The organism is Sphingobium chlorophenolicum, assembly GCF_000722875.1.
In the GTDB taxonomy this organism is placed as follows: domain Bacteria; phylum Pseudomonadota; class Alphaproteobacteria; order Sphingomonadales; family Sphingomonadaceae; genus Sphingobium; species Sphingobium chlorophenolicum.
The window spans coordinates 1-10,778 of record NZ_JFHR01000092.1; the positions used below are offsets into that span (position 1 = coordinate 1).

9 protein-coding genes are annotated in these 10,778 nt (G+C 65.4%); 2 read left to right on the plus strand and 7 right to left on the minus strand.

Features of this window, described 5'->3' with window-relative positions; translation table 11 throughout:
• Positions 1–2 precede the first annotated feature (2 nt).
• From cpaB to hutI, 7 genes are all read right to left on the minus strand, one after another.
• Complete coding sequence (gene cpaB / locus BV95_RS21640; protein ID WP_037457210.1) at positions 3–908, minus strand: Flp pilus assembly protein CpaB; 906 nt, start codon at positions 906–908, stop codon at positions 3–5.
• A gap of 276 nt (positions 909–1,184) precedes the next feature.
• The gene (hppD, locus tag BV95_RS21645) at positions 1,185–2,225 is read right to left on the minus strand and encodes a 4-hydroxyphenylpyruvate dioxygenase (protein ID WP_037457213.1); all 1,041 of its coding nucleotides are present in this window, start codon (positions 2,223–2,225) and stop codon (positions 1,185–1,187) included.
• Between the two features lie 17 nt (positions 2,226–2,242).
• Positions 2,243–3,106 (minus strand): phenylalanine 4-monooxygenase, encoded by an 864-nt coding sequence (gene phhA, locus BV95_RS21650; protein WP_037457215.1) that lies wholly within the window; start codon positions 3,104–3,106, stop codon positions 2,243–2,245.
• Between the two features lie 107 nt (positions 3,107–3,213).
• Positions 3,214–4,881, minus strand: coding sequence for a urocanate hydratase (hutU, locus tag BV95_RS21655; protein ID WP_037457217.1), 1,668 nt, complete (start codon positions 4,879–4,881; stop codon positions 3,214–3,216).
• 145 nt (positions 4,882–5,026) lie between these two features.
• Complete coding sequence (hutG, locus tag BV95_RS21660) at positions 5,027–5,845, minus strand: N-formylglutamate deformylase (RefSeq protein ID WP_037457220.1); 819 nt, start codon at positions 5,843–5,845, stop codon at positions 5,027–5,029.
• Positions 5,842–7,362, minus strand: a complete 1,521-nt coding sequence (gene hutH, locus BV95_RS21665) for a histidine ammonia-lyase (RefSeq protein WP_037457222.1) — start codon at positions 7,360–7,362, stop codon at positions 5,842–5,844. The genes hutG and hutH overlap by 4 nt, the downstream gene beginning before the upstream one ends.
• Positions 7,359–8,537, minus strand: coding sequence for an imidazolonepropionase (gene hutI / locus BV95_RS21670; RefSeq protein ID WP_174544436.1), 1,179 nt, complete (start codon positions 8,535–8,537; stop codon positions 7,359–7,361). The genes hutH and hutI overlap by 4 nt, the downstream gene beginning before the upstream one ends.
• Positions 8,538–8,726: 189 nt before the next feature.
• On the opposite strand from hutI, the gene BV95_RS21675 reads away from it, so the two are divergent.
• Both BV95_RS21675 and hutC read left to right on the plus strand, forming a co-directional pair.
• Entirely contained in the window at positions 8,727–10,055 is a 1,329-nt protein-coding gene (locus BV95_RS21675; RefSeq protein WP_037457225.1) for a formimidoylglutamate deiminase, read from the plus strand.
• Positions 10,052–10,747, plus strand: a complete 696-nt coding sequence (hutC, locus tag BV95_RS21680) for a histidine utilization repressor (RefSeq protein WP_037457228.1) — start codon at positions 10,052–10,054, stop codon at positions 10,745–10,747. The genes BV95_RS21675 and hutC overlap by 4 nt, the downstream gene beginning before the upstream one ends.
• Positions 10,748–10,778: the final 31 nt, after the last annotated feature.

The window sequence follows — 10,778 nt, forward strand, 5'->3', positions numbered from 1 at the left end:
CGTCAGAGGTGTAAAAGAGACAGCCCCGAATAGATGGTCTCCCGCCGCTCCCCCACCACCAACTCGATGGCATGAGCCGCCGGACGAACCACAGCACGAGGCGCAGGCGCAGGCACCACCCGCGCCGGAACAGGCGCCGCCGCCTCAACCCTCGCAGAAGCCGCCACCGCCACCGCCACCTGCGCGCTATCCGCCGGATTGCGCAGCGAAAGGGTCAAGGCCCCGATATTCTTTGCCAGCGAAAGCGCCGAAACCTGCTCCGGCGTCAGCGCCAAAGTCACCGTCCGCGCAGGCGGGGGAGGGGACGCCAAAGCCCCCTCCACCCCCGAAGCCTGCCGCGCCCCGACGACCACTTCGCCCACCGCCAGCACCTGCACCATCTGAAGCAGGGCCTGCGCCCGGCTGCGCCCGGCCCCCCGCGCCCCGCTGATCGCGTCCGCGCCGGGATAGACCACCTGCACGTCCACCCGGTCCCCCGGCCGCACCAGCCCGGCCACGGCGATTTCCGCTGTCGTATCGATGCTGACGGCGCGCATCCCCATGGGCACGCGGATGGCCAGATTGCTCTCCACCCCCACCGCGTCCCGCGCGATCAGGGCGCGCATCGCTATGTCCCGCGTCGCGACTTTCCCCACCACTTCGGCGGATGTCGCCGCTTGGGGAAAGCGCGCCGGATCGCCGGCCGCGTTGTGGATCATGTCTGCGGTGATGGTTTCCCCGGTCCGGATCGCCCGCGCCGCCTGCACCAGCAGCACGGTCGGCGCGGCCACTTTGGCAGGCGCGGCGACCCGGCTCTCCCCGGTGGCGGCGGACGCCTTCCGCAATTCCCTGACCCCCAGCGCCAGGAAAGCCGAAGCCGCAGTCAATCCGACCCCAATCGTCAGCTTTGCCTTCAAACCCAGGCGCATGACCGATCCCCCAAAAACCGGAGGAAGTCATACCCTTGGGCGCATTGTCAGGGCATGAAAGAAGCAACCGTAACGGCGCAAATCCCCGCCGCGCAAAAGCGATTTTGCGTAATCCCGACAGGCATTTCCCCCTCCCGCCTACGCAAAACCCCCTCCAAAACGGTCCAGATTACCCAAAAAACCATTCCCTCTCCCAGCGGGAGAGGGAGGGAGCCGTGCGCAGCACGGCGGAAGGGTGAGGGCGAGACGCCCTTAAGCCAACAGACGGGGCACCCCTCACCCCTCCACCGAAATCACCCCACGCCGTATCTGATCCAGCTCGATACTCTCGAACAGGGCCTGGAAATTCCCATTCCCGAACCCTTCATTCCCCTTGCGCTGGATAATCTCGAAGAAGATCGGCCCAAACATATTTTCGGTGAAGATCTGGAGCAATATCCCCTCATCATCCTCCACCGACCCGTCGATCAATATCCGGTTCTTCCGCAACCGCTCCAGATCCTCGCCATGTCCCGGCACGCGCTTGTCGACCAGTTCATAATAAGTCTCGATCGTATCCTGCAACCGCACCCCACGCGCCCGCAACTTCTCCACTGTCTCGTAGATATTGCCGGTGGTCAGCGCGAGATGCTGAATCCCCTCGCCATGATATTGGCGGATGAATTCCTCGATCTGGCTCTTGTCGTCCTGACTCTCGTTCAGCGGAATCCGGATGGCCCGGTCCGGCGCGATCATCGCCTGGCTGAACAGCCCGGTCGCCTGCCCCTTGATGTCGAAATATTTCTGCTCCTCGAACCCGAAGAGCGTCTGGTAGAACTGGCTCCACACCCGCATCTGCCCGCGCCGGACATTGTGCGTCAGATGGTCCAGCACATCCAGGCCGACATTATTCGCGGCCTCGGCCTCCCGCCAGCCGGCAAACTCCGCCCAGTCCGCATAGAGATCCTCCCCATCCCGGATGAAATAGAGATAGGAACCGCCAATCCCCTGAATGACGGTATCGTCCTCATCCGTCCGCTTGGCGCCATGCTCCAGCGCCCAGCGCATCGCCGCCTGCGGATCGGCCACGCGGAAAGCCATGGCGCTCGCCGACGGCCCATGCTCGCCCCGGAAAGCCGCCACCCGCCCGGCATCGTCCCGGTTCAGCATCAGGTTGATCCGCCCCTGCTTGTAGCGGGTGATATTCTTCACCGGATGCCGATGGCTGGCCACAAAGCCCAATTGCTCGAACTGCCGCGCCATGGCGTCGGGGTCGGGCGACGTGAATTCGACGAACTCGAACCCGTTCAGCCCCAGCGGATTGGCGGTGTCAGCCATGATTGCATCCTCTCTTGTCATTGCCGGGCCTTTGCCCGCGCATAATCCTGCGTGCCGCGATGATAGACCCGATCCCCCGCCGCCACCGCATCGGGCGCCAGATCGCTCTCGCCCTCCAGCTCGCGATAGACAGGCCCGAAATCCACATCCGCAGTCTTCGCCAGCAAATCCTCGAAACTGTCGATCACGAAATAGGTCTGCTGATAGTCGTCGATCCGATATTCGGTCCGCATCAACCGCTTCAGATCGAATCCGATCCGGTTGGGCGAAGCATCGTCCAGCGCGAACACGGACTCGCCAAAGGACGAAACGATCCCCGCCCCGTAAAGCCGCAAGTCCCCATCCCGCCGCATCAGCCCGAACTCCACCGTATACCAGTAAAGCCGCGCCAGATGATCGATCGCGCCCATATGATCGGCCCGCAACCCGCCCTCGCCATAGGCCTGCATATAATCGGCAAAGGCCGGATGGGTCAGCAAGGGCACATGCCCGAACACGTCATGAAAAACGTCCGGCTCCTGCAAATAATCGATCTGCTCAGGCTTGCGAATGAACCGCCCCGCGACAAAGCGCCGATTGGCCAGATGCTCGAAAAACACCCGATCCGGCACCAGCCCCGGCACCGCCACCACCTGCCAGCCGGTGCGCTTCATCAGCCGCTCGGACAATTCCGCAAAGTCGGGAATCCCCGGCCGCGTCATCCGCAATATATCCAGCCCTTCCATGAATTCCGGCACGACCCGCCCCGGCAGCATCGCCGCCTGCCGCTCGAACAGCCGGTCCCACATCGCATGCTCGTCGGGCGTATAGGCCGCCCAATCCTGCGGAACCGTCCAGTCCGCAGCCGCGCCCTCAGGAAAAGCCAGTTCCGCATGTGCCATAGGAAAGCCTTATCGCACGCCCCCCTGGAAAACGGGTTTCAATTTCCCGCCAATCCCGCCCAATCATGAAAGGAAATCATCACAAAACCCAAAAAACCGAAACAACCTCACCCCAATATCCCCGGCAGGTCCAATCCCTTCTCCCGCGCGCAATCCAGCGCGATCCCGTAACCCGCATCCGCATGCCGCATCACGCCCGTCGCCGGATCGTTCCACAACACCCGTTCCAAGCGTTTTGCCGCCGCCTCGGTTCCATCCGCGACGATCACCATGCCCGCATGCTGCGAATATCCCATGCCGACCCCGCCGCCATGATGCAGCGAAACCCATGTCGCCCCCGAAGCCACATTCAGCATCGCATTCAGCAAGGGCCAGTCGGACACGGCGTCGCTCCCGTCGGCCATCGCCTCCGTCTCCCGATTGGGCGAAGCGACCGACCCGCTATCCAGATGATCCCGCCCAATCACCACCGGAGCCTTCAACTCGCCCTTCGCCACCATCTCGTTGAAGGCCAGCCCCAACCGATGCCGGTCCCCAAGCCCCACCCAGCAAATCCGCGCCGGCATCCCCTGAAAGCGAATCCGCTCCCGCGCCATATCCAGCCAGCGATGCAGATGCGCATCATCGGGCAGCAACTCCTTCACCTTCGCGTCCGTCCGATAAATATCCTCCGGATCGCCCGACAGCGCCGCCCACCGAAACGGCCCCACCCCCCGACAGAATAACGGCCGGATATAGGCAGGCACGAACCCCGGAAAATCGAAGGCGTCCGCAACCCCCTCATCCTTCGCCATCTGCCGGATATTATTGCCGTAATCGGTCGTCGGCACGCCATCGCGCATGAAATCCAGCATCGCCCGCACATGCACCGCCATGCTCGCCCGCGCAGCCTTGGCGACGGCCTCCGGTTCCCGCTCCCGCCGCTCGACCCACTCCGCGACGCTCCACCCGACGGGCAGATAGCCGTTCACCGGATCATGCGCGCTGGTCTGGTCGGTCAACAGATCGGGCCGCACCCCCCGCCGGAAAAGCTCCGGCAAGACCTCCGCCGCATTGCCCAACAACCCCACCGAAACCGGCTTTTTCGCCCGACAACTCTTCCCGACAATCTCCAAAGCCTCCTCGATGGAGGAAGCCGCCACATCCAGATATCCCGTCCGCAACCGCATCTCGATCCGGCTCGGCTGACACTCGACGGCCAGACAGGAAGCCCCCGCCATCACGGCGGCCAAGGGCTGCGCACCCCCCATGCCCCCCAATCCAGCCGTCAGCAGCCAGCGCCCGGACAGGTCGCCGCCATAATGCTGCCGCCCCATCTCGACGAAAGTCTCATAGGTGCCCTGCACGATCCCCTGCGTGCCGATATAGATCCACGACCCCGCCGTCATCTGCCCATACATGGCCAGCCCGCGCTTATCGAGTTCGTTGAAATGCTCCCAATTGGCCCAATGCGGCACCAGATTGGAGTTGGCGATCAACACCCGCGGCGCATCCACATGGGTGCGAAAAACCCCCACCGGCTTCCCCGACTGCACCAGCAGCGTCTGATCCTCCTCCAGCCGCGTCAGCGCCGCGACGATCCGGTCATAACTCTCCCAATCCCGCGCCGCCCGCCCGATCCCGCCATAGACGACCAACTCCTCAGGCCGCTCCGCCACATCGGGATGCAGATTGTTCATCAACATCCGCAGGGGCGCCTCGGTCAACCAACTCTTCGCGCTCAGTTCGGAGCCGGTAGCAGCCCGAACAACCCGCTTATTATCGATCCGTGTCATCGAACATCCTCAAGAAGAAGTTTCTTCTCCCCTCCCGCAGGCGGGAGGGGCCGGGGGTGGGCGCGAGCGCAGCGAGCTTCCGGCTTAACCGTTGCAAAACAACGCAGATGTCGCGCCAGCCCACCCCCTAACCCCTTCAAACGAGTCACGTGCCTCGTTTGAACGCCTGCGGGAGGGGGAATGAACCCGCAAACCGCAAACACCCCCGCAAAACCTCCCTCAACACCTCCATCATCCCCGCAGCCCGCCCAGCATCAAAAACCGGCGGCCACCCGCCCGCTTCATCCAGATACCCCCGCATCGCCAATTCCATCTGGATCGCATGAACGCCCCGTTCCGGCGCGCCATAATGCCGCGTCGTCCACCCCCCCTTGAAGCGCCCGTCCACCACATGGCTGCTCCCCACGCAAACAGCCCGCACCGCCTCAGTCAGCGCAGGCGAACAACTAACCCCATCAAAAGTCCCGATATTAAAAAGCGGCAATTCCCCCTCAAACAACCGCGCCACCCGGCTCCGGATAGAATGCGCGTCATAGACCACCACCCGCCCATGCCGCCCCCGCAACCGGTCAATCTCCCCTGCCAACGCCGCATGATAGGGATCGAACCACCGCTCCCGCCGCCGCGCGATCTCCGCCGCATCCGGCCCATCCCTCGGATAAAGCGCCTCCCCATCGAAAGTCGTCGTCGGACAAAGCTCCGTCGTCACCATCCCCGGATAAAGCGAGGCCCCCGAAGGATCGCGATTCACATCGATCACGCTGCGCGAAACCGCCGTCCGCACCACGGTCGCGCCCAAATCCCCGGCAAAGCCGTAAAGCCGATCCACCCACCAGTCCGCATCCCGCCGCGCCACCTCAGGCGACCGAAAAGCCTCCTCGACATCGACCAGATCGATCCCCGCATGCGGCACCGCCACCACCAGCGGAGCCTCACCCCGCTCCACCGTCAGCCAGCCCGTCACAGCACCCCTGGCAGGTCCAGCCCTGCCGCCTCCACAACCGCCCCGCCCCGCACAAGGTCATTGGCGACCTCCATATCGCCATGAAAATGCCGATCCTCCTCCAGATGCGGCACTTGCGTGCGCAGCCTCACCCGCACCCGCTCCAAAGCCTCGGAAGACCGCAAAGGCGCATGAAAATCGCACCCCTGAGCCGCCGCCAGCAACTCGATCCCGATCACGGCATCCGCATTCGCCACCATCTCCGCCAACCGCCGCGCCCCATGCGCCGCCATCGACACATGATCCTCCTGATTGGCCGAGGTCGGAATGGAATCCACGCTCGCCGGATAGGCCCGCTGCTTATTCTCGGACACCAAAGCCGCCGCCGTCACCTGCGGGATCATGAAGCCCGAATTCAACCCCGGCCGGGGCGTCAAAAATGCAGGCAGTCCCGACAAGGCCGGATCGACCAGCATCGCAATCCGCCGCTCGGCAATCGACCCGATCTCGCACAGCGCCATCGCGATCATGTCGGCGGCAAAGGCCACCGGCTCGGCATGAAAATTCCCGCCCGACAACGCCTCGTCGGTATCGGCAAAGATCAACGGATTGTCCGAAACCCCATTGGCCTCCGTCTCCAGCATCGCCCCGGCAGCCCGCATCACGTCCAGCGCCGCCCCCATCACCTGCGGCTGGCAGCGCAGACAATAGGGGTCCTGCACGCGGGGATCATGGTCCCGATGCGAAGCGCGAATGCCGGACCCCGCCATCAACGCCGCCAGAGCCTCCCCCACCGCCATCTGCCCCGCATGCCGCCGCAAGGCGTGAATGCGCGGATCGAACGGCGCATCCGTCCCCTTCGCCGCCTCGGTCGACAAGGCCCCCGTCACCAAAGCCGTCCGAAACAGCCGATCCGCCCCGAACAGCCCGGCAAGCGCATTCGCCGTCGAAAACTGCGTCCCGTTCAGCAGCGCCAACCCTTCCTTCGGCCCCAACACCACCGGCTCCAATCCGGCCCGCGCCAGAGCATCGGTTGCAGCCACTCGCTCGCCCTCAACCCAAATCTCCCCGACCCCGATCATCGCGGCGGTCATATGCGCCAGCGGAGCCAGATCCCCGCTCGCCCCCACCGATCCCTGCGCAGGCACCACCGGCACCAGCCCGCGCGCCAGCAGCGCCTCCAGCAAAGCCACCGTCCCCGGCCGAATGCCCGAAGCCCCCTGCGCCAGGCTCGCCAGCTTCAGCGCCATCATCAACCGGACCACCGGCACGGGGGAGGGGGCACCGGTCCCCGCCGCGTGGCTCAGCACGATATTGCGCTGAAGCACCGCCAGATCATCATCGCCGATCCTGACGCTGGCCAGCTTTCCGAAGCCGGTATTGATCCCGTAAACCGGCTCATGCCGCGCCAATATGCGCTCCACCGCCGCCGCCCCGGCAGCGATCCGCGGCGCGCAGGCCGGGTCCAACGCCACCGCCGCGCCCTCATGAATGGCGCGCCATTGCCCCAGCGAAACCTCGCCCGGAACCAGTTTCATATGCCTCTCCACACCCGCGCATGGAGCGGATTAAACCCCATGCGATACACCAGCTCGGCAGGCCGCTCGATGTCCCAGATGGCCAGGTCGCACCATTTGCCGACCTCCAAAGTCCCCACCCGGTCCAGCATCCCCAGCGCCCGCGCCGCCTCCCGCGTCACCCCGGCCAGACATTCCTCGACCGTGAGCCCGAACAAAGTCGCCCCCATATTCATCGCCAGCAGCAGCGACGTCAGCGGCGCGGTCCCCGGATTGCAGTCGGTGGCGATCGCCATAGGCACCCCCGCCCGCCGCAAAGCCGCGACCGGCGGCACCTTCGTATCGCGCATGAAGTAAAAGGCCCCCGGCAACAGCACCGCGACCGTCCCGGCCCGCGCCATGGCGGCCACCCCCGCCTCCTCCAGATGCTCCAGATGATCCGCCGACAAGGCCCCATGCCCCGCCGCCATTTCCGCCCCTCGGCTGTTCGACAATTGCTCCGCATGCAGCTTCACCGGCAGCCCCAACCGCCGCGCCGCCGCGAACAACCTTCCGATCTGCACGGGCGAAAAGGCGATCCCCTCGCAAAACCCATCCACGGCATCGGCCAACGGCGCAATCTCCGGCAGGGCCGCACACAGCATGTCGATATAGCCATCCGCATCGCCCGAAAATTCCGGCGGCAGGGCATGCGCCCCCAGAAAAGTGGTCGCGACGGAAACCGCCCGCTCATCCCCCAGCCGCCGCGCCGCCCGCAACATCTTCATCTCATTGTCGAGGTCCAGCCCATAGCCCGACTTCACCTCGACGGTCGTGACGCCCTCGGCGATCAACGCATCCAACCGGGGCAGGGCGCTTTCGACCAGCGCATCCTCGCTGGCCTCCCGCGTAGCCCGCATGGTGGACAAAATCCCACCCCCGGCCCGCGCAATCTCCTCGTAGCTGGCCCCGGCCAGCCGCATCTCAAACTCCGCCGCCCGGTCCCCGCCATGCACCAGATGGCTATGGCAATCGATCAACCCCGGCGTAATCCACCGCCCCCCGCAATCGATCACTTCCGCCGCATCGGGCGCGCTCTCGGCGCTGCCGACATAGGAAATAACCCCATCCCGCACCCCAATCGCCCCCTCCACAACCCCACCCCGCAAAGTCGCAAGACGCGCATGAGTCCAGATTCTGTCGCAGGCAGGCCGCATCGTCATTTCCACTGGCGCCGACTCAATAATGTATATACATAAATGGACCAACCAACCCTTGTCCAGACCGCCCCATCCCATTCCTCCCCATCGAAAGATGGGGAGGGGGACCGCCGCCGAAGGCGGTGGTGGAGGGGAACTGCGCAGGTCACGCCTCTTCCAGCCCACCCCCCAAAATAGGAAACCGAAATGGCGCTCTGGTTCCAACAAGCCCTCCTCCCCGAAGGCTGGCGCCCCGATGTCAGAGTGATTCTGAAAGGCCGGTCAATTGACCGGATCGTTCATGGAATCCCCCCCGAACCCGACGACGAACGCCACGGCCCCGCCTTCGCCGGCCTCCCCAATCTCCACAGCCACGCCTTCCAGCGCGCCATGTCCGGCCTCACCGAAATAGCAGGGCAGGGCAGCGACAGCTTCTGGACCTGGCGCGAAGCTATGTACCGCTTCCTCGACCGCCTGAACCCCGAAAGCCTCCACGCCATCGCCGCGCTGGCCTATGCCGAAATGCTGGAAAGCGGCTTCACCAGCGTCGGCGAATTCCACTATCTCCACCACGACCCGGCAGGCGCCCCCTACGCCAACCCCGCCGCCATGGCCGAAGCGATCGCAGAAGCCGCGAAAGACACCGGCATCGCCCTGACCCTGCTCCCGGTCTTCTACGCTCACTCTGATTTCGGCGGCGCCCCCCCAACGCCGGGCCAACGCCGCTTCCTCCACACCCCCGACAGCTTCGTCCACCTGCTGGAAGCCCTGAAACCGCTCGACGCCACCCTGGGCATCGCCCCCCACAGCCTCCGCGCCGTCACCCCGGACGAACTCGCGGCCATCACCGCCCTTGCCCCAAAAGGCCCCATCCACATCCACATCGCCGAACAACAGGCCGAGGTGGAAGCCTGCCTAGCCTGGAGCGGCCAGCGCCCCGTCGAATGGCTGCTGGACCACGTCCCGGTCGACCAACGCTGGTGCCTGATCCACGCCACCCACATCACCGACAGCGAACGCCGCGCCATCGCGAACAGCCGCGCCACCGTCGGCCTCTGCCCCATCACCGAAGCCAATCTGGGCGACGGCCTCTTCCCCGCCAGCGCCTTCCTCGCCGAAGGCGGCCGCATCGGCATAGGCTCCGACTCCAATGTCGAAATCGACGCCGCCGCCGAACTGCGCCTGCTAGAATATGGCCAGCGCCTGACCCATCAGGGCCGCAACCTCCTCACGTCCCCCAACCAATCCACCGGCGCCAGCCTCTATCACCATGCCCGAAACGCTGCCCCAGCCCTGGGCCATCCCCCCGCAGCCCTAGCCCCCGGCGCGCGCGCCGACATCGTCACCCTCCGCCGCGACCAGCCCGCCACCGCAGCCCGCTCCGGCGACGCATTGCTCGACAGTTGGGTCTTCGCCCGCGCCCAGATCGATAGCGTCTGGTGCGCGGGCGTCAGGCGCGTTACCGCAGGCCACCACCACGCCCGCCCCGCCATCGAAGCCCGCTACGCCCAGCATCTGAAAGCCCTGCTCGATTGACCCCGCTCCACCACCGCATCCGCCGCGACATAGAAAGCCGCATCATGTCCGGCGAATGGCGCCCCGGCCACCGCATCCCCACCGAAGCGGAATGGATGGCGGCCTATGCCTGCTCCCGCATGACGGTGAACAAGGCGCTGCGCTCCCTCGTGCAATCCGGCCTGCTGGAAAGCCGAAAGCGCGCCGGAACCTTCGTCTCCGCCCCGCGCTTCCACCGCGCCGCGCTCGAAATCCCCGACATCCGCGCCGAAGTCATGGAACAGGGCCTCAGCTACCGACTTGACCTGCTCCACCGCGAACGCCGCCCGGCCACCGAAGAAGACAAGGCCCTCCTCCGCATCCCTGACGGCGAACTGCTCGCCATCCAATGCCGCCATTTCGCGGAGGACCTGCCCTATGCGCTGGAACATCGCCTGATCAATCTCTCCGCCGTCCCCGAAGCGGCGGATGTGGACTTCAGCGCCGAACCCCCCGGCTCCTGGCTGCTCGCCCATGTCCCATGGACCGAAGCCGAACATCGCATCACCGCGATCAACGCCGACCCCGCGACCGCGAAAAAGCTGGAGGCCCCGGAAAACACCGCCTGCCTCGCCCTCGAACGCTGGACCTGGCGGGGGCAGGAACGCATCACCTACGCCCGCCAGCTCTACCCCGGCGACCGCTACGCCCTGACCGCCCACTTCCACGCCTAAATCCCTCGCCCCTATCCTATTCCTCCCCATC